General features: G+C 70.4%; 17 protein-coding genes. 1 reads left to right on the forward strand and 16 read right to left on the reverse strand.

All coding sequences use genetic code 11. From position 1 onward, the window contains the following. Positions 1-2: 2 nt before the first annotated feature. From VNM44_RS07925 to VNM44_RS08000, 16 genes are all read right to left on the reverse strand, one after another. Positions 3-857 carry a methylenetetrahydrofolate reductase gene (locus tag VNM44_RS07925; RefSeq protein WP_325624684.1) on the reverse strand — a complete coding sequence of 285 codons (855 nt, stop codon included), beginning with the start codon at positions 855-857 and terminating at the stop codon, positions 3-5. After that, on the reverse strand, positions 854-2,392 hold the full coding sequence (locus VNM44_RS07930) for a trimethylamine methyltransferase family protein (protein WP_325624687.1): 1,539 nt from the start codon (positions 2,390-2,392) through the stop codon (positions 854-856). The genes VNM44_RS07925 and VNM44_RS07930 overlap by 4 nt, the downstream gene beginning before the upstream one ends. Then, entirely contained in the window at positions 2,389-4,422 is a 2,034-nt protein-coding gene (locus VNM44_RS07935) for an ASKHA domain-containing protein (RefSeq protein ID WP_325624693.1), read from the reverse strand. The genes VNM44_RS07930 and VNM44_RS07935 overlap by 4 nt, the downstream gene beginning before the upstream one ends. Then, complete coding sequence (locus VNM44_RS07940; protein ID WP_325624696.1) at positions 4,419-5,324, reverse strand: dihydropteroate synthase; 906 nt, start codon at positions 5,322-5,324, stop codon at positions 4,419-4,421. The genes VNM44_RS07935 and VNM44_RS07940 overlap by 4 nt, the downstream gene beginning before the upstream one ends. Continuing rightward, complete coding sequence (locus VNM44_RS07945) at positions 5,321-5,620, reverse strand: virulence factor (RefSeq protein ID WP_325624701.1); 300 nt, start codon at positions 5,618-5,620, stop codon at positions 5,321-5,323. The genes VNM44_RS07940 and VNM44_RS07945 overlap by 4 nt, the downstream gene beginning before the upstream one ends. After that, complete coding sequence (locus VNM44_RS07950; RefSeq protein ID WP_325624706.1) at positions 5,613-6,275, reverse strand: DUF1638 domain-containing protein; 663 nt, start codon at positions 6,273-6,275, stop codon at positions 5,613-5,615. Before VNM44_RS07950 ends, VNM44_RS07945 begins: the two co-directional genes overlap by 8 nt. A gap of 4 nt (positions 6,276-6,279) precedes the next feature. After that, on the reverse strand, positions 6,280-6,978 hold the full coding sequence (locus tag VNM44_RS07955) for a B12-binding domain-containing protein (RefSeq protein ID WP_325624708.1): 699 nt from the start codon (positions 6,976-6,978) through the stop codon (positions 6,280-6,282). Further along, positions 6,975-7,754, reverse strand: a complete 780-nt coding sequence (locus tag VNM44_RS07960; RefSeq protein WP_325624712.1) for an IclR family transcriptional regulator — start codon at positions 7,752-7,754, stop codon at positions 6,975-6,977. Before VNM44_RS07960 ends, VNM44_RS07955 begins: the two co-directional genes overlap by 4 nt. A gap of 115 nt (positions 7,755-7,869) precedes the next feature. Further along, on the reverse strand, positions 7,870-9,831 hold the full coding sequence (locus VNM44_RS07965; RefSeq protein ID WP_325624717.1) for a (Fe-S)-binding protein: 1,962 nt from the start codon (positions 9,829-9,831) through the stop codon (positions 7,870-7,872). Between the two features lie 4 nt (positions 9,832-9,835). Further along, positions 9,836-10,795 carry an electron transfer flavoprotein subunit alpha/FixB family protein gene (locus VNM44_RS07970; RefSeq protein ID WP_325624720.1) on the reverse strand — a complete coding sequence of 320 codons (960 nt, stop codon included), beginning with the start codon at positions 10,793-10,795 and terminating at the stop codon, positions 9,836-9,838. Further along, the gene (locus VNM44_RS07975) at positions 10,792-11,559 is read right to left on the reverse strand and encodes an electron transfer flavoprotein subunit beta/FixA family protein (RefSeq protein ID WP_325624722.1); all 768 of its coding nucleotides are present in this window, start codon (positions 11,557-11,559) and stop codon (positions 10,792-10,794) included. The genes VNM44_RS07970 and VNM44_RS07975 overlap by 4 nt, the downstream gene beginning before the upstream one ends. Next, positions 11,556-14,072 (reverse strand): FAD-dependent oxidoreductase, encoded by a 2,517-nt coding sequence (locus VNM44_RS07980; RefSeq protein ID WP_325624724.1) that lies wholly within the window; start codon positions 14,070-14,072, stop codon positions 11,556-11,558. The genes VNM44_RS07975 and VNM44_RS07980 overlap by 4 nt, the downstream gene beginning before the upstream one ends. Before the next feature lie 55 nt (positions 14,073-14,127). Beyond that, positions 14,128-14,802, reverse strand: a complete 675-nt coding sequence (locus tag VNM44_RS07985) for a GntR family transcriptional regulator (protein ID WP_325624726.1) — start codon at positions 14,800-14,802, stop codon at positions 14,128-14,130. A 59-nt stretch (positions 14,803-14,861) separates the two neighbouring features. Then, complete coding sequence (locus tag VNM44_RS07990; protein ID WP_325624730.1) at positions 14,862-15,827, reverse strand: glycine betaine ABC transporter substrate-binding protein; 966 nt, start codon at positions 15,825-15,827, stop codon at positions 14,862-14,864. 92 nt (positions 15,828-15,919) lie between these two features. Next, entirely contained in the window at positions 15,920-17,905 is a 1,986-nt protein-coding gene (locus VNM44_RS07995; protein WP_325624735.1) for an ABC transporter permease, read from the reverse strand. A 7-nt stretch (positions 17,906-17,912) separates the two neighbouring features. Further along, on the reverse strand, positions 17,913-18,956 hold the full coding sequence (locus VNM44_RS08000; RefSeq protein ID WP_325624738.1) for a betaine/proline/choline family ABC transporter ATP-binding protein: 1,044 nt from the start codon (positions 18,954-18,956) through the stop codon (positions 17,913-17,915). Positions 18,957-19,064: 108 nt separating this feature from the next. Between VNM44_RS08000 and VNM44_RS08005 the strand changes: the two genes are divergently transcribed. Continuing rightward, positions 19,065-19,699: class I SAM-dependent methyltransferase (locus VNM44_RS08005; protein WP_325624743.1), on the forward strand; the 635-nt coding region annotated here is incomplete at its 3' end.

The raw sequence follows: 19,699 nt of genomic DNA on the forward strand, positions 1-19,699 counted from the left end.
GCTCAGGAACGGGCGGCTGTCGAGCCTAGCCGTTCGCGGCGCCACCGCTCGGTGTCCTCGACATCGTTGAAGGTGAAGACGTGGAAGCCGGCGACCCTGTCGCCGGCGAGCACCGGCCCGAGGCCGTCGACGAGTGGGTCCGGGCTGAACCCGCCGCGGAAGAAGCGACTCGCAAAGCTGCCGTTCTTGCGCAGGTAGCGCAGCGAGTCACCGATCCCGATCCGTGTCGAGACGCGGAGCAGCTTCGCGCGGCTGACCGCGCCGGGAACGCCGATGTAGACCGGCAGACGTGTCCCTCGCTCCCAGACCTCCTCGATCCAGCGCGCGGTGACAGACGGGTCGAAGCAGACCTGGCTCGTGATGTACGTCGCATGCCTGGCCTTCGCGAGCATCGCGGCGATCACCGTCTCGTCCTCGATGAGCGGATGCGTCTCCGGGTAGCCGGCGATTCCGATCTCCGGGAAGGGCCGCCCGAGCTCCTCGAACGCCTCGAGGAGCTCGAGCGCTCCGTGGAAGCGGCCCTTCGGCTCCTCCGGATCGCCGGCGACGACGAAGACGTCGCCGATCCCGACCGCGCGCAGCCGCTCTGCGATCTCCGCGGCCTCGGACGCGTCTGCCACGAGTCGGGCCGAAAGGTGCGGCACCACCGTGTAGCCCTGCCCGACGAGCGCCTCGGCGAGCGCCAGCGTCGGCTCGAGGCCCTTCGTCGGGGAGGCAGTGACCGTGAGGGTCACGTCGCGCGGCACGACGGCGTGGACCCGCTCCTCGATCCCGTCCAGAGGCAGGATCTCGAACCGCGACCGGCCGACGAGCTCCGCGACCCTGGCCGCGTGTCCCGATGCGGCGGTCGTCGTCACTCGCTTGCGTCCGGGAACGACGCCTTGCGGCGGTCGATCCACTCGCGGAGCTCCTCGTCCACCGCGTCGTCGATCGGCGGCGCCTCGTACTCCGCGAGCGTGCGCTTCCAGAGCGCGTTCGCCCGCGCCGCGGCGTCCTTCGCGCCCTCGCTCTCCCACTGCTCGAAGCTCGAGTTGTCGGCGACCGGGGAGCGGTAGAACGCCTGCTCGAAGTTCGCGAGCGTGTGCGGGTGCCCGAGGAAGTGCGTACCGGGCTCGTTCGTCGTGAAGGCGTCCATCGCCTGGCCATTCTCGGACAGGTCCACGCCGCGCGCGAACGAGTGCCACATGCCGAGCTGGTCGGCGTCGAGCACGAACTTCTCGTACCCCATGGAGAGGCCGCCTTCGAGCCAGCCCGCGGCATGGAGCACGAAGTTGACGCCCGCGAGCATCGTCGGCTGCATCGTGTTGGCCGACTCGTAGGCGGCCTGCGCGTCGGCGATCTTCGACGCCGTCAGCGCGCCGCCGGAGCGGAAGGGGACGCCGAGCCGACGGGCGAGCGCGGCCATCACGTAGAGCACGAGCGCCGGCTCGGGCGTGCCGAACGTCGGTGCGCCGGACTGCATCGACATCGAAGACGCGAACGAGCCGAGCACGACGGGCGCACCGGCGCGGACGAGCTGGACGTACGCCATCCCCGCGAGCGACTCCGCAAGGGTCTGCGCGCATGTCGCGGCCACCGTGGAGGGGCTCATCGCGCCGGCGAGGATGAACGGCGTCATCATCACTGCCTGGTTCGCCTCCGCGTAGGCGCGGGCGGCGCCGAGCATCGACGCGTCCCACACGAGCGGCGAGTTGGCGTTGATGAGGCTGAAGAGGACTGTGTTCTGCTCGACGAAGTCCGCGCCGAACACGACGCGCGCCATGTCGACCGTGTCGCGCGCCCGCTCGGGCCGCGTGACCGACCCCATGAACGGCTTGTCGGAGTAGCGCACGTGCGCGTAGACCATGTCGAAGTGCCGCTTGTTCACCGGCACGTCGACCGGCTCGCACACCGTCCCGCCCGAGTGGTGGAGCCACGGCGAGGCGTACGCGAGCTTCACGAAGTTGCGGAAGTCCTCGATCGTCCCGTAGCGCCTGCCGCCGTCCAGGTCCCGGACGAACGGAGATCCATACGCGGGCGCGAAGATCGTCCCCTGCCCGCCGAAGACGACGTCGTTCGCTCGGTTCCGCGCGACCTGCGTGAACTGCTCCGGCGCGGTCGCCTGCACGAGCGAGCGGCAGAGGCCGGACGGGAAGCGGACACGCTCGCCCGCGACGTCCGCCCCCGCTCCCGTGAACAGCTCGAGCGCGTCGGGCGCGTCGTGGAACTCGATCCCCACCTCCTGCAGGATCCGATCGGCGTTGGCCTCGATCGTGGCGAGCCCCTCCTCCGACAGCATCTCGACCGGCGCCATGGTGCGGGTCAGGAACGGCACGCGCTCGACGTGGGCGTGCATCCGCGCCGCCTGGCGCGCGGCCCGGCCGCCTGCGCGGCGGCTCCTCGTCTCGCTCATGAGGCTCTCCTCTCCGGGGCGGATTCCGCTAGATGAGCTCGCCGACGACGAGCTGTCGCCTTTCCGACCGCAGTCCTAGCGGGGAGCGGAACGCTCTCCGCAAGACGCTCGTACGAGTCTGTCGCATGCGGTATGGCCATCGCGTGGACGAAGTGCTCCTGGAAGCGCGGCTCGACGGCGGTCTCGACTTTCTCGACCGTGCGGACGACGGCCTCGATCTCCTCGCGTGCCGCGCGGTTGAGCAGGGCGATGCGCGCGCCGGTGCCTGCGGCGTTTCCGGCGGACGTGACGCCGGCCGGGTCGCAGTCCGGCACCAATCCGAGAACGAGCGCATGCACGGGGTCGATGTGGGCGCCGAACGCGCCCGCAAGCCGCACCCGGTCGACGCGGTCGAGTCCGTAGCGGTCGAGCAGCAACTTGCAGCCCGCGTGGAGCGCCGCCTTCGCGAGCTGGATCTGCCGCACGTCGTTCTGCGTGATCGCGAGCTCCGGCTCGCCGTCCCAGAGGACGTACGAGAACGTCCGGCCGTCGGCGACGACCCGCGGCGTGCGCTCGGCGAACGACCCGTCGATGGTCCCGTCGGTGGCGAGCACCCCGGCCAGGTGGAGCTCCGCGACGACCTCGACGATGCCGGAGCCGCAGACCCCTGTGACACGTGTGCCCGCGAAGCCCGGCTCGTCCGACCACGCGTCGCAGCCGACGACCTTCACGCGCGGCTCGAGCGTCGCGGGATCGATCCGCACGCGCTCGATCGCTCCCGGCGCCGCCCGCTGGCCGCAGCTGATCTGCGCGCCCTCGAAGGCGGGGCCCGTCGGGCTGGAGGCGGCGAGCAGCCGCTCCCGGTTGCCCAGCACGATCTCCGCGTTGGTCCCGACGTCGACGAGCAGCGTCACGTCGTCGTCGACGTGAGGCCCCTCGGCGAGAATCACCCCTGCGGTGTCGGCGCCGACGTGACCGGCGATGCAGGGAAGCACGTAGGCGCGGGCCCCCGGGTTGACAGGGAGCCCGAGCTCCGAGGCCGGAAGCCTGAGCGCGTCGTCGACGGCGAGGGCGAACGGTGCCCCGCCGAGCTCCGTCGGGTCGATCCCGAGGAGCAGGTGGTGCATCACCGGGTTCCCGACGAACGTCACCTCGAGCACGTTCGTCCGCTCGACGCCCGCGTCGCGGCAGAGCTCGGCGGTCAGCTTCGCGAGGGCGCCACGGACGGCTCGCGTGAGCTCCTTCTCGGAGCCGGAGTTGAGCATCACGTACGAGACGCGGCTCATCAGGTCCTCGCCGAAGCGGATCTGCGGGTTCATCGCGCCCGCGGACGCGAGCACGTCGCCCGTCCGCAGGTCGCAGAGGTGGCCCGCGACCGTGGTCGAGCCGACGTCGAAGGCGATACCGAGCGCCACGTCGTGGAACCCGGGCCACACCGCCGTCACCGACGACCCGTCGTGCACCGCCACTGTCGCGTGCCACGGCGCAAGTGCCGCAGTGCTACTTGCCCGCAGAACACGTTGGAGTGATCGCAAAACGTGTATGTCGATCTGGAGATTTCGCAGTCCCCACTCTCGCTCCAGGGCCTCGAGCAGCCGCGTTGCGTCGCTTCGCGACGAGCCGAGCTGCGGCTCCTCGACCGCGACGGTGTAGAGCCGGACGACGGGATCGACCGCGATCGTTCGCTGGTCCGCCTCCTTCCGCACGACCTGCCGGTAGACCTGGCTCTCCGGCGGCACGTCGATCACGACGTCCGCGTCGACGCGGGCCGTGCAGCCGAGCCGGCGCCCCGCCGCGAGGCCACGGTCGGCGACGTACTCGAGCTCCGACGCGGTCGGCGGCGTCAGTGCGTCCGCCGCGCACGTGATGCCGTGCTTTGCATGCTCGCCCTCGGAAACCGTCACCTGGCAGCGCCCGCAGATGCCGCGGCCGCCGCACGTCGAGTCGAGATCCACCCCGAGCCGTCGCGCAGCGTCGACCACGGTCGTGCCCCGCTCGACCCGGGCGCGCCGGCCGGACGGCGTGAAGACGACGAGGACGTCCTGGCTCACGCGCCCGCCGCACTCCGCCGGGCGGCGCGCCCGCCGCGCCGACCGGGCGTCGCCGTCGCTCCGTCGCCGTGCCGTGCGATCCAGGCGGCGCAATGCGGGTCGTTGCCCATCATCACGTCGGCGGCCTTGATCGCCTGGAGCATCTCGCCGTGCAGCGGGCTCGTGATCGCGGACGTCAGCCCCGAGGCGATCGCCATCGGCAGGAATGCGGCGTTGAGCCCGGTGCGGTTCGGCAGCCCGAAGCTGACGTTCGACGCGCCGCACGTCGTGTTCACCCGCAGCTCGTCGCGCAGCCGCCGGAGGAGGCTGAACACCTGACGGCCCGCGGTGCCCATCGCGCCGATCGGCATCACGAGCGGGTCGACGACGACGTCCTCCCGCGGAATCCCATGGTCCTCGGCGCGCGAGACGATCTTCCGGGCGACCTCGAAGCGAACGTCGGGGTCCTCGCTGATCCCGGTCTCGTCGTTCGTGATCGCGACGACCGCGGCGCCGTGCTTCGCGACCAGGGGCAGGACCTGTTCCATCTGTTCGTCCTCCCCGGTGACCGAGTTGACGAGGGCCTTGCCCTCGTAGACGCCCAGGCCGCGCGCCAGAGCCTCGACGATCGAGGAGTCGATCGAGAGTGGAACGTCGGTGATCGACTGGACGAGCCCGATCGTGTGCGCGAGAATCGCCGGTTCGTCGGCGAGCGGGATGCCCGCGTTGACGTCGAGCATCTGGGCACCGGCTTCGACCTGGGCGACCGCGTCGGCGACGACGGTGTCGAAGTTCCCCGCCGCCATCTCCGCTGCCAGTGCCTTCCGTCCCGTCGGATTGATCCGTTCGCCGATCACGACGAACGGCCGGTCGAAGCCGATCACGACATCCCGCGTCGCGGACGACAGCAGCGTCTCGGTCACCCGTCCTCCTTTCCGTTCGCGCCGACGAGCCGCGCGAGCACGTCGTCCGTATAGGCGGCCTCGAGCCACTCGAGCTCCTGTGCGACCTCCGCCTCGAGGTCGTCGCCGCACGAGCGGGGCTCGCGCCGCCACTCCTCGAGGTAGCCGTCGGTGCCGATCAGCCCGGCCCGCATCGCCGCGGCGTCGATTGCCTCCTGGAACCGCGGCGGCAGCTCACCTGAGGCCCGCCTGCGACCTTCCTTCGCCGTGACCTGGGCGGGGATGTCGCGCCACCAGATGACGGTCAGCTCAGGCACGCGCCGGCTCCCGTGCGAAGCGAGTGAGCGACGGTACGAGCTCGCCGTAGCCGGTGCGGACGCGCTCGTAGTCGAGCCCGAGGAACTCCGCGGCTTCCTCGGCCCGGCGGTCGAGCTCCGGGTCGTCGGTCTGCGCGAGGTACACGAGCCGCCGGTAGTTGCCGAACATCAGCGACAGGAGCTCCGGGTGGGTGTCGAGCTTCAGCGCACGCACGACGAGCGCGTCGAAGTGCCGCGCGAGGAAGTCGGTCAGATAGAAGGTCGCCGGCTCCTCGTCCTGCATCGCGTCCCACGCGTCGTTGCCGGCGAGGAACCCGTAGCAGTGCGCACCCGGCAGACGTTCGACACCGTGGCGCTCGAGCACCGGGTCGAGGGCGCCGCCGGTGCCGCAGTCGGCATACGCGACGAAAACCCGGTCGTAGCGGCCGGCGAGCTCCGTCAGCTTCGCGTCGACCGCCGCGGGAATCCGCTCGGGCCGGGAGTGCAGCTGCGCGGGGAGGCAGCGAAGGTCGACGTGCGTCCAGTCGTTCAGCTCGATCAGCGCGAGGACCTCGCGCGCGATCGCGCCGCAGGCGAGCACGAGAACTCGTCCCTCCGGCCGCGTTCCCGGGTACGACACCTCGTCCTCGAGCAGCGATGCGGACCTTCTCGTCACGGGATCACGACGCGGCGACGGACGAGCGACGCGCGAGGACGAGCGCCTGGGCCGTCTCCGCCGCGACCGCGGCGTCGCGGCAATAGGCGTCGGCACCGATCGCCTTGCCGAACTCCTCGTTGAGCGGTGCGCCGCCGACGAGGACGATCACGTCGTCTCGTCTTCCCTGTTCCTCGAGGGTGTCGATGACCACCTTCATGTACGGCATCGTCGTGGTCAGCAGCGCGGACATCCCGAGGATCTCGGGCCTGTGCTCGTCGAGCGCGGCGAGGTAGTTCTCCACGGGGTTGTTGATCCCGAGATCGATCACCTCGAAGCCGGCGCCCTCGAGCATCATCGCGACGAGGTTCTTGCCGATGTCGTGGATGTCGCCCTTCACCGTGCCGATCACGACCTTCCCCATCCGCTGCGCGTCGGACTCGGAGAGGAGCGGCCGCAGAACCTCCATCCCCCCCTTCATCGCGTTCGCCGCGAGCAGCACCTCGGGCACGAAGAGGATCCCGTCGCGGAAGTCGATGCCGACGATGCGCATGCCCTCGACGAGCGCGTCGTTCAGCGTCCTCTCGGCCGACCAGCCACGCTCGAGCAGGATCTCGGTGCCCTCGACGATCTCGGGTGCGAGGCCGTCGTAGAGGTCGTCGTGCATCTGCTTGACGAGGTCCTCGTCGGAGAGGGAGCGAAGGTCGATTTCCTCGTCACTCATGCGGCACCTCGCTTTCGGAAGTCGTGGCCGAGCAGGACGGAGACGGCGCGGCCCTCCGTGAGGAGCAGCCGCCCGTACCGCGAGAGCAGCCCGCGCCGGAGCCGCACGGTCGGGCCGGAGATGCTGAGAGCCGCCACGACCGCCCCGGAGGCGTCGTGGACGGGAGCCGCGACCGCCCAGAGGCCGGGCTCGAGCTCCTCGACCGCGGTGGCGTAGCCCGTCGCCGCCACCTCGTCGAGACCGAGCCCTGCTGCCCCCGCGCTGGTACGCGGCGCAAGCGGCTCGAGCGGTCCGCTCGGGACGGGAAGCGCACCGAACGCGTAGAAGACCTTCCCGAGCGCCGAGCCGTGCGCGGGCACGCGGCGGCCGACCCAGTTGGTCGAGCCGAGGAAGTGGCGGCTGTCGCGCTGGTCGAGGAGCTCGACGGCGCCGAGCGAGGGCACGCCGATGTTGATCGTCTCCCCGCTCGCCTGGGCGAGGCGGTCGAGCGCATCCGAAGCGAGGTCCACGAGCTCGGCGTCCCCCGTCTCGCGCCTTGCGTAACGCTGGAGCACGGAGCCCGGGACGAGCTGCCCGGCGCCGCCGTCGCGCTGGATGAGCCCCTGCCGCTCCAGCGCTCCGACGAGCCGAGACGCCGTGCTCTTCGGAAGCCCGAGGCGCGTCGAGAGCGCGCCGACCGTCGGTGGGTCGGCCGTCTCGAGGACGTGCACGAGCACCTGTGCGGCGCGGTCGATGGATTGCGTCCCCGTGCTCATATGGTGGAACTCCCGTTCCACCATATGAGTCTAGGTTGCTCGACGGAGCGTCGTCAACTCACAGGGCGATGCCGGGACGCCAGGGCCTGACCGAGGAACAGGCGATCGAGCCGAGGGTCCGGCTCGCCGAGTCGAGCTAGGAGCGGTCGAGCGCTTCGGCGAGCAAGACCGCAACGTCCGCGACGCGCAGCTCCTCCCCGCTCTGCTTGACGCCGTCGTCGAGCATCATCGTGCAGAACGGGCAGGCGACGGCGAGTGTCCCGGCCCCTGTCTCCGCCGCCTCGCGCACGCGCGCCTCGTTGATCGCCGACCCGCGTTCCTCCATCCACATGTGCGCGCCGCCGGCCCCGCAGCAGAACGTCCGCTTGCCGCTCCGGGCCATCTCGAGCGGCCGGCCGATCCGCGAGACGATCTCGCGCGGCGCCGCGAGGACGTCGTTGTGGCGGGCGAGGTAGCACGAGTCGTGGTACGTGATCGCGTCGGTGCCCGCGGGGGGGTCGAGCCGGCCGTCGCGGATCAGCTCGCTCAAGAGCTCGCTGTGGTGCGTCACCTCGTAGCTCCCGCCGAAGTCCGGGTACTCGTTGCCAAGGGTGTTGAAGCAGTGGGGACAGCTCGTGACGACGCGCGTGACGCCCGCGTCGTCGAGCGTCGCGACGTTCTTCTGCGCCTGCGTTTGAAACGTGTACTCGTCCCCCATCCGCCGCGCGGGGTCGCCCGTGCACGACTCCCGCGGGCCGAGGATCGCGACGTCGAGGCCCGCCTTCAGCATGAGGGAGGCGGTCGCGCGCGCGGTCGCGCGGGCACGTTCGTCGAAGGACGCGGCGCAGCCGACCCAGTAGAGGATCTCGGGGGCGGGATCACCGGGCTCGAGCACGCGCACGTCGAGACCATCGGCCCACGACGCCCGCTCCGACTGCGCCTTGCCCCAGGGGTTCGACGAGCGCCCGACGTCGCGGAGCATCGGCTCGGCCTCGGCCGGAAAGCGCGCCTCCGCCATCACGAGCTGGCGGCGCAGGTCGACGATGTGGTCGACGTGCTCGATGGAGACGGGGCACTCGCGCACGCACGCGCCGCACGTGACGCAGTCCCAGACCACCTCGTCGGTCACCGCGCCCGGCACGAGGGGCGTCGGCTCGCCGCCCGCGAGCACGGCCGGGCCCTCGGCGAAGAGCCGATCGCGGAGGCCCATGATCAGCAGCTTGGGCGACAGCGCCTTGCCCGTCGCCCACGCGGGACAGACGTCCTGGCAACGGCCGCACTCGGTGCACGACATCGTGTCGAGCATCTGCTTCCACGTCATGTCGACGAGCGTCCCGGAGCCGAGCCGGAGCGAGGCCTCGTCCTCCACCTCGAAGTCGAGCGGCTCGAGCCTCCCCGGCGCGCGCGTCCGCCCGAACCAGACATTGATCCCGGCGGTCGCGATGTGCAGGTGCTTCGAGTACGGGAGGTAGACGAGGAACCCGAGGATCGTGAGCACGTGGAGCCAGACGAAGACGCGCTCGAGCGCCTCTGTCGTCTCCCCGTCGCCGAAGAGGCCCGAAAGCGCGTTCGACACCGGCGACCACCCTGCCGGCCACTCGTTCAGTCCGAGGGCGATCTGCGTCGCGTGCCAGAGAAGGAGCGTCGTCACGATCAGCGCGATCAGGCCGAGGATCAGGTCTGCCTCGCCGAGATGGCTCCCCTCGAACCGCGCCGGGCGCTGCACCTTGCGGATCAGGAAGCCGGCAGCCACCCCGACGAGGACGAGCATGCAGAACACGTCGACGACGAGGAAGAACCAGCCCTGATGGCCGAGCCAGGGCAGCGTCCAGTCCCGATCGACCGCGGCGAGGAACGCCATCACGATCGTCGGGAACAGGACGAGAAAGCCCCAGAAGATGAATGCGTGCATCAGGCCGGGCCCGAGTCGCTGGAGAAGCTTCCGCTGGCCGAGCACGATCGTCGCCTCGGCGCGCGCGCGGCGGCCGACCTCGCCGGTGCGGCCTGCCGGTTTCCCGAGGCGCACGACCCGGTAGAGCAGGTGCGCGCGGCGGAGGAAGAGGAAGCCCGCGACCGCCACGACGGCGAGGAGCACGACCGCCGACAGCGCAGTGCTCACGTGGTCACGACGCGGCGCGGATCGCCGCCGAGATCGCGGGCAGGATCTCGTGCATGTCGCCGATCACGGCGTAGTCGGCGCTCGCGAGGATCGGCGCGTCGCGGTCGGAGTTGATCGCAAGGATCCGCTTCGCGCCCTTGCAACCCGCCATGTGCTGGGTCGCCCCGGAGATGCCGCAGGCGATGTAGAGGTCAGGCGCGATCTTCGTCCCCGTCTGGCCGACCTGGTCGGTGTGTGGTCGCCAGCCGGCCATCGTCACCGCGCGGGAGCAACCGACGGCCGCCCCGAGGAGCGCTGCGAGCTCCTCCACGGGGGCGAAGCCCTCGGCCGAGCCGGCCCCCCGCCCGCCCGAGACGACGACCTTCGCGTCCGCCAGCGAGATGCCGCCGGTCGCGGCCCCGACCCGTTCCACGACCCGTCGTGCGAGCGCCGCGGCCGAGAGCGACGGCGTGAAGCTCTCGATCGCCGGCGGCGCAGGTGCGTCGGTGTCGGCTGGGATCGCGTGCGGCTGGACGGTGAGCAACGTCCTCGGAGCATGGATCCGCGCGTGCTCGAGGAGGCTCCCGCCCCAGCGGACACGCGTCACCTCGGCGCCGTCGTCCGTGGTCGACGCTGCGATGCAGTTCGCCGCGAGCGGCAGGTCGAGGATCGCGGCGACGTGCGCGAGCACCTCGTTCCCACGCTCCGTCCCGGGCCCGACGACGGCTGTCGCCTCCTGCCGTTCCGCGAGCTCGACGATCGCTTCCGCGACGGCGCGCGGGGCGTACGACCCGAACGCCTCGTGTGCGGCGACGTGCACCGTCGCCACCGGCAACGGGCCGCCGAGCCCGAGTGGCACGGTGTCACTTGCGACCAGAGCCTGCGGCGCGTGGTCGCCGGCGAGGGAGCGGGCGAGCGTCGCAGCCTGCAGCGACGGCTCGTCGACCGCGCCGTCGGCATGCTCGAGGTAGACGAGCACACTCATGCGAGCACCCCCGCGTCGCGCAGCACCTCGACGACGCGAGGCGCTGCCGCGGCGCCCTCTCCGAGCACCTCCGCCTGCTTCCCCACGCCCTCCGGAACCTCGAGCCGGAGTTTCTCGAGCCGCGCGGCGGGCCGTTGCGGGGCCCGCGTCTCGAGCGGCTTGCGCTGAGCGCGGAGCCGGCCCGGAACCGAGGGGTAGCGCGGGAGGTTGAGCCCCTCGAGGACGGTGACGACGGCCGGCAGGGGAAGCACGTAGACGTCACGACCGCCCGCCGCCTCCTGCTCGCAGCGGACCGAGCCATCCTCGACGCCGAGCGCCTTCAGCCCGGTAGCGACAGGACGGCCGAGCGCGTGCGCGACGCGGATCCCGATCTGGAAGTTGCCCGCGTCGGCCGACTCGTTGCCGAAGACGACGAGGTCGAACGGGCCATTCGCCGCCTCGTCCTCGCGGATCGCGTCGACGATCGCCGAGGCGGTCGCCTGGGGGTCCCACTCCTCTCCGTCCGTGACGAGGTGGATCGCGCGGTCGATGCCGATCGCCATCGCATCGCGGAGCTGCTCCTCGGCCTCGGCCGGTCCGAGCGTGAGGACGACCGACTCGCCACCGTGCGCCTCGACGAGCCGCACGGCCTCCTCCACCCCGCACTCCTCGTGCGGGCTGATCGTGAAGCCCAGGTGCCGGGTCTCGATCGCCTGCGCATCGTCCGTCAGCACGATCGTCCCGCCCGTCATCGGGACGCGCTTGACGCAGACCAGGATCCTCACGAGCGGATCCTCGTGTTCTCCGGGTCGAAGATGGGCCGCGAGCCGGCTACGTCGACGGTGACCGGGAAGCGCTCGTTCATGTACTCGACGGCCAGGTCGGTCGAGCCCTCGACCGCATGCTCCGGCGGCAGATATGCCATCAGGATGTACTTGCCGAGCGAGGGCCCCGCTCCCGCGCTCGTGACGTACGAGCGGCGTCCCTTCGCGTCCGTCAACGCGGTCCCGTCGCGCAGCGTGATGGGCTCGCGTCCGAGCGGATACCGCATGGCGCCGCTCGCGGAGGCATGGTCGTCGACCGTCAGCGTGCAGAGGATCGCAGCGGGCTCCTCCTCGCGGTGGCGCAGGTGCGCCTCCTTGCCGACGAAGTCCTCGTCCTTGACCTTCGGTCGCTGCATCCCAGCCTCGATCACGGTGTACTCGCTCTCGAGCTCGGCGGCGAAGGCGCGGTAGCACTTCTCGAGGCGACCGGTGGTGCCGTAGACGCCGATCCCGCACGCGGTCAGCTCGTGCGGGCGGCCGGCCTCCCACAGGACGTCCCACAACCGCGCGCCCTGCTCGATCGGGACGTAGAGCTCCCAGCCGAGGTCGCCGACGTAGGAGATCCGCGACGCAAGCGCGAGCTGCGAGCCGATCTCGACGGTGCGGCACGAGCCGAACGGGAATGCCTCGTGCGAGACGTCGTCCGACGTCACCGAGGAGAGGATGTCCCGCGCCCGCGGCCCCCAGAGGCCGATTGTCGTCCAGGCCGTGGTGACGTCGACGAGCGTCGCAGAGCCGTCGTCCGGGAGCTGGTCGGAGAAGAGCTTGCGGTCGGCCATCCCGTGCGCGCCCCCGGTCACGATGCGGAACTCTTCCTCACCGAGCCGCATGATGGTCAGGTCGGAGCGGAACCCTCCGCCCGGCGAGAGCACGGGCGTGTAGACGACGCGGCCGACCGCAACGTCCATCTGCGCCAGCACGCTCCGCTGGAGCGCGTCGAGCGCGCCGGGGCCGTTCACGTCGAAGATGCAGAACGCGGAGAGATCGAACAGCCCTGCGTGCTCGCGCATCGCGAGGTGCTCGGCGTTGATCACGGGCGACCACCAGCGCGCGTCCCACTCGGCTTCGCGCGACTCGACGCCGTAACGCTCGACGAGCGGCGCGTTCGCCTCGTACCAGTGCGGCCGCTCCCACCCTGCCGCCTCGTAGAAGACGGCGCCGAGCTTCGTCTCGCGCTCGTGCATCGGGGACAGCCGGATGTTGCGGTCGGATGCCCACTGCTCCGCCGGATGGATGATCCCGTAGGTCTTCGGGAACGCCTCGGTCGTGCGCGCCTTGACGTGAGCGCGCGTCTTCTGGTGGTCGTGGAACCGCGCCACGTCCGAGGAGTGGAGGTCGATGTGCGACTCGCCGTGCACCATCCACTCGGCGAGCGACTTCCCGACGCCGGGGCCCTCCTTGACCCACACCGCCGCCGCCGACCAGAGGCCCTTCACCTCGGGCGTCTCGCCGAGGATCGGCATCCCGTCGGGGGTGAGCGAGATCAGCCCGTTGATCGCGTACTTCACGCCAACGGACTCGTCGCCGACGATCTCCGGCATCAGGTCGAGCGCGTCGGCGAGCTGCGGGTCGAAGTCGGCCTGCGTGAACGGGAACTCGGTGGGCGAGAGCGCTGCCGCCTCGATCGACGGGATCTCCTCCGGGTCGTGGACGATCGACCGGTGCGCGTACGAGCCGATCTCGAGGCTCGTCCCGTCCTGGCGCTCGTACATGAAGACGTCCATGTCGCGCACGATCGGGAACTCGATCGCGCGCGAGCTCTGCTCGAACCGCGGCACCGGGCCGACGTCGATCATCTGGTGCACCATCGGCGTCAGCGGGATGTGCGCGCCGGCCATCGCGGCGAGGAGCGGGCTCCACACTCCGCACGCGATCACCACCGTCTCGGCTTCGATCGTTCCTCTGGACGTCTCGATACGGCGGATCCGCCCGCGCTCGACCGCCATCCCGTGGACCTCGGTGTTCGGGAGGACGGTGAGGCCACCCGAGGCGATTCCCTGCTCGCGCATGAGCGTGCCCGCACGGAGTGAGTCGACGACCCCGACGCCGGGCGTGTAGAAGCCGCCGACGAGAATCGACTCGTCGATGTAAGGCACGAGCTCCTTGATCTCGGCCGGGGTGACCAGCGACACGGGCTCGATGCCCCACGACTTCGCCGACGCCATCCTCCGCCGGAGCTCCTCCATGCGCTCCTCGGTCCGCGCGACCTCGATCCCGCCGCACTCGGTGAAGACGCCCATCTCCCTGTACTGCCGCGTGCTCTCGACGGTGAGTTGGGTCATCTCCTTCGAGTGGTCGACGAGGAAGATGAAGTTCGACGCGTGCCCGGTGGAGCCGCCCGGGTTGGGAAGGGGGCCTTTGTCGAGAAGGACGACGTCCGTCCAGCCGAGCCGGGTCAAGTGATGGGCGAGGCTGTTGCCGACGATGCCGCAGCCGATGACGACGCAGCGGGCGGCGGAGGGTGCGTCACTCATGCGGGAGGTCTCCGTCCGGTGATATATCAGTCCGCGGCGAATCTACACGAGGGCGTCAAAGGACGGCGCGCATCGCCTGTTCGAATCCGACGATGTGCCTGCGCATGACCTCCTCCGCGCGGTCGGAGTCACCGTCGCGGATCGCCTCGAGAATCTCGTGGTGCTCGGCGACGGCGCGGTCGAGGCGCTCCACGCGATCGAGTGCGAGGAACCAGATGCGGAGGGTCAGCACGTAGTACTCCTCGAGCGTCGCTTCGAGGAACGGATTGTGCGCGCAGTGGTAGACATGCCGGTGGATCCGCTGATCGAGGTCGATCAGGCCACGTTCGTGGAGGGAGCCGGACGTCCGGGCGAGCTCGTCGAGGAGCGCCTCCGTCTGCGCGCGGTCGGCCTCGTTCCGCCTCTCCGCCGCCAGCCGCGCCGCCTGCGTCTCGAGCACTCGGCGCACCTCGGAGAGCCCCGCGATGTCGCCGACGTCGACCGTCGATACGAAGATCCCGCGGCGCGGAAAGACCTCCACGAGCTGTTCTCGCGCGAGGTCGCGGAGCGCCTCGCGCACCGGGGTCCGCCCCACGCCGAGCCGCCCCATCAGATCCCGCTCGTTGACGACCGTGCCCGGGGCGAGCTCGAGCGTCACGATCCACTCCCTGATCGCGTAGTAGGCGCGGTCGGAGAGCGACTGCCCGTCGCCGAGACGGGGCTGGTTGATGTGGAGCGTCGGCGTTGCCATCTCTCGGGGGCGAGCGTCCTCCCCGCCGGAGACAGGGAGGACGCCCGCGTCTCGTCAGCTCACTTGCCCAGCCAGGCCTTGACCTTGCCGGGGTTGGCCTTGACCCACTGCTCGGCCGCCTTCTCCGGGTCCATGTGCTTCCCCGCGATCAGGTTGGCCACGAAGTTCTGGTCGTTGGCCGACCACTTCCAGCGCTTGATCACGTCGACGGCGGGCGAGCCCGACTTCGCGAACTTCGACGTGATGACCTTCTCGATGATCGTCTGCCCGTAGGCGCACCGGTAGATGCTCCAGTTGTTCCCGAGCTTCGGGTTGTACGAGTCGACGCACGTCTTGCCGCGCGCCGGCAACTTGATCTCGGACAGCTGGTACGCGGTGTTCAGGTACTGCGGCGTGTACCAGTAGAAGAGGATCGGCTTCTTCTGCTTGTACGCCTGGCTCCAGCGGGCGACCTGCGCCGGCTCCGCGCCCACGGAGACGAACTTCAGGTTGAGGCCGAGCTGCTTGATCAGCTGCTGGTCCTTCTGGACGTAGGACGGGTCACCGCCGAGGAACATGCCCTGCGACCCCGACTCCGGGCTCTTGAAGATGCTCTCCTTGCCCTTCAGGCCCTGCCACGTCTTGAGCTGCGGGTACTGCTTCATCAGGTACGTCGGGACGAACCAGCCGATGTGCCCGATCACGCCGTTCGAGCCGAGGTCGATCAGCGCCCCGCTCTTGACGTACTTCTGGTTCACCTTGAGCTGGATGTTGTTCCAGTCCTCGAGCAGGACGTCGACCTTGCCGTCCGCCATCGCCTGGAACAGCGGCGTGCTCTCCGGGAGCTTCTCGATGTTGACCTTGCAGCCCAGGTTCTTCTCGAGGACGTACTTGACGACATAGACGTTCGCCGTCGCGCCCGCCCACGCGTTCTCGTCGATCGTCACCGTGCCGCAGCTCTTCGCGTCGCTGCGACCGAACGCGCTCGCGGAGACCCCCAGCGCGCCCACGACGACCAGTGCCAGCGCGCCAAGCGCGAGACGCACCGGTCGTGTTCTCCTGTTCGACATCGAACCTCCTTCGTGCTTCGGTTGCGTCGAGCGGCCGTGCGGTCGGCGCCGCCCTCCCGACTCTGACTTCACGGTTCATCTCCCAGCTGCGCCCGGCGGACGCCGCGCGTGACGCGGTCGAGCGTGATGCCGAGGGCGAGGATCGCGAGCGAGGCGAGCACACCGAGGCCGAAGTCGGAGCGAGCGAGGCCCTGTGCCACCTCGTACCCGAGGCCCGGCGAGCCGACGAGCCCGCCGATCACCACGACCGCGAGCACCATGATGATCCCCTGGTTGACGCCGAGCATGATCGCGTCCTGGGCCAGCGGGAGCTTCACCTTCCGGAGCACCTGGGCGCGCGTCGCCCCGAAGGATGCGGCCGCCTCGACCGCGTTCGCCTCGACGTTCCGGACGCCGTTCTCGACGAGGCGCGCGACGACGGGGAACGCGTAGAGCACGCCGGCGATCACGCCTGGGACGACCGAGACCGGCATCAGGTAGATGAGCGGGATCAGGTAGACCAGCTGCGGCAGCGTCTGCAGCACGTCGTTCACCGGCCGCAGGAGCTTCGAGAAGGTCCTGCTCTCCGCCGCCCAGATCCCGAGGCCGAGGCCGATCGCGACCGTCAGCACCGTCGCCACCAGGACCTGCGACGCGGTGTCCATCGCGGAGCTCCACTCGCCGATCACGCCGATCAGGGCGAGCATCAGGAACGTCGTGATCGCCGAGCGCCGCCCGCTCACGACGAGCGAGATGAGCGTGATGCCGACGAGCGTCACCGGCCACGGCGTCTCGACGAGGAAGTTCCGGAACGGCACGAGGCCGTACTGGACGATGTGGTCGCCGATCCAGCTCGTGATCCGGAACAGGACGGTGTCCGGGTTCTGGACGTAGTCCAGCACCGACTGGATCCGGGCGAGAAGCCAGTCGCGGGCGGTCGTCCGCGAGTAGTCGGCCCCCGCGCCGGCGAGCCGCGCGGCGGCGACGACCGCGACGATCGCGACGGCGGTCGCGATCGACGCGAGGCGCAGCCGGTGGCGGAGGTGGTCGGTCAGATGACGGCGGGTCGGGTTCGTCCGCTCCGCGACGGACTCGGTCACACGGTCGAGCGCCATCGCCATGACGACGATCACGAGGCCGGCGAGCAGCGCGAGGGCCGGGTAGGAGTTGAGGCCGCTCGTCACGACGTCGCCGAGGCCCTTCCCGCCGATGAGCCCCGCGATCACGACCATCGAAAGCGCGAACAGGATCGTCTGGTTGACGGACAGGAGCAGCATCCGACGCGCGAGCGGCAGGCGCACCTTGGCGAGCGTCTGCGACGGCGTCGAGCCCATCGCGACGGCGGCCTCGACGGTGTTGGAGGGGACTCCGCGAATCCCGAGCGCGGTGATGCGGATCGCGGGCGGGATCGCGTAGATCATCGTCGTGATGACGGCCGCGCCGGGCCCGACGGAGAAGAGGATCACGACCGGCATGAGGTAGGCGAAGGCGGGGATGATCTGCATCGCGTCGAGCACGGGAGTGACGGCCCGCTCGAACCGTGTCGAGAGCCCGGCGGCGACACCGAGCGGGATCCCGACCAGAAGCGAGAGGCCAACGGCGGCGAGCATCAGCGCGAGGGTCTGCATGCTCTCGAGCCAGAGCCCGCTCGCGGCGAAGGTCGCGAACGCCGCAAGCGCCCACACGGCCGCCCGCACGCCGCCGAAGCGGAGCGAGACGAGAACGCCGGCCACGGTCACGCCCACCCAGGTCATCCAGCCGAGGAAGCTCGTGAACCAGTTGACGAGGCTGTCGAGGAAGTCGGCGAAACCGTTGAACGCGCGGATCACGACACTCGGGCTCTCCGCGTTGCGCTGGTCGACGAGCCAGGTCTGGAAGTCGTTCAGGTGCGTCGGCAGCGTGTTCCACGTGAGCGCGGCCGGCCACGGGTACTCCGCCTTCAGGGCGAAGTAGCAGACGAGCATCACGCCGACGATGCCCGCGGTCAGTGTCACCCGACTCCGCCACCATGGCCGGTGCTCGACGAGGAGCGACGGGGCGGTCGTCGTGGCGGCGGTCTCGGCGACGACGGACACGAACTGCTCAGCCGCCCTCGCCCGCCATCGCCTGGAGCGCCGCCGTTCGGTCGACGACCCCGACGACGCGGTCGCCGTCGACGGCGACCACCGGGCGCTCGCTGCCCGCGAGCGCCGGCACCGCGTCGCGCACGACGCAGCGAACGTCGAGCCGCGGGCCGTCGAGGATCTCGTCCGGCTCCGCCTCTCGCATGATCCAGCGCAGCGTGAGGACGTGACTCCGCGGCACGTCCCGGACGAAGTTCTCCACGTACTCGTCGGCCGGCGACCCCACGACCTCCTCGGGCGTCCCGAGCTGGACGATCGCGCCGTCGCGCATGATCGCGATCCGGTCGCCGAGCCGGAGCGCCTCGGGCAGGTCGTGCGTGATGAAGACCATCGTCTGGCCGGTCTCCTCCTGGAGACGGCAGACCTCGTCCTGCATGTCGCGGCGGATCAGGGGATCGAGCGCGCTGAACGGCTCGTCGTAGAGCATCACCGCAGGGCTCGTGGCGAACGCCCGCGCGACTCCGACCCGCTGTTGCATCCCTCCGGAGAGCTGGTCCGGAAACTGCTTCTCGACGTCCTCGAGGCCCACGAGCGCGAGCAGGTCGCGCGCCCGGGCAAGGCGCTGCTCCTTCGGCATCCCGCGGATCTCGAGCCCGAACGCGACGTTGTCGATCACGCGGCGGTGTGCCAGCAGACCGAAGTGCTGGAAGACCATCGAGACCGAGTGGCGCCGCAGCTCACGAAGCTCCGCCGGCCCCGCAGCGGTGACGTCCTGGCCGGCGATACGGATCGTGCCGGCGGTGGGCTCGATCAGGCGGATGAGGGTGCGCACGAGCGTCGACTTGCCCGAGCCGGAGAGCCCCATCACGACGAAGACCTCGCCGGGCCAGACCTCGAAGGAGACGTCGCGCACCGCGGCGACGCATCCGGTCTGCTCGCGGAGCGCGGCGCGGCTCAACTCCGCGTCCGACGTCCCGATGATGCGGTCCGCCTTCGGCCCGAAGATCTTCCAGATCCCCGACGCCGCGATGAGAGGCTCGCCGACACGGCCGTTGCCGGTCACGCGCGCTGATATATCAACGCGCGGCGCTCGTGTCCACACACCGCTTGACCGTCGCCCGACGAGCGCGGGATACTCCCGCCTTCCGGTCGGCGAGGAGGAGGGTGTGCGGTGGCGTTCGAGGAGCTGACGACGAAGCACGCGCAGGTGTGGAGCTCGGCACCGTTCGAGCGGATCGCGGAGATCATCACGGAGATGCACGTCGTCCTGGTCGAGCGCCTGGCGCCGCAGCCCGGCGAGCACTGGCTCGATCTCGGCTGCGGCACCGGCGACGTTGCGTTCCACGCCGCCCGCGCGGGTGCGATCGTCACCGGGTCGGACCTGTCTCCGACCCTCATCGAGACGGCCGAGCGCCACGCACGAGAGCTCGGGCTCGACCTCACGCTCGAGGTCGCGGACGCTCAGGCGCTCCACTATCCCGATGCGTCGTTCGACGTCGTCTCGTCGTCGGTCGGCGTGATCTTCGCGCCCGATCACGCCCGCGTCGCGGCCGAGTTGGCGCGCGTCTGCAAGCCGGGCGGGCGCATGGGTATCACCGCATGGCGCCGGGACAGCGGCGTGGGCGACATCTTCGACGGGATGGCGAAGTTCATGCCGCCGCCGCCCGAGGGCGCCGGCTCACCCTTCCAGTGGGGCGAGGAGACGTATGCCGAGAAGATGCTCGGCGGCGCCTTCGAGCTGTCGTTCGAGGAGCTCGACACGCGACACGAGCATCACGATCCCGCGGAGATGTGGGAGCTGTTCCG

The organism is Gaiella sp. (genome assembly GCF_035558935.1).
Classification (GTDB): Bacteria; Actinomycetota; Thermoleophilia; order Gaiellales; family Gaiellaceae; genus Gaiella.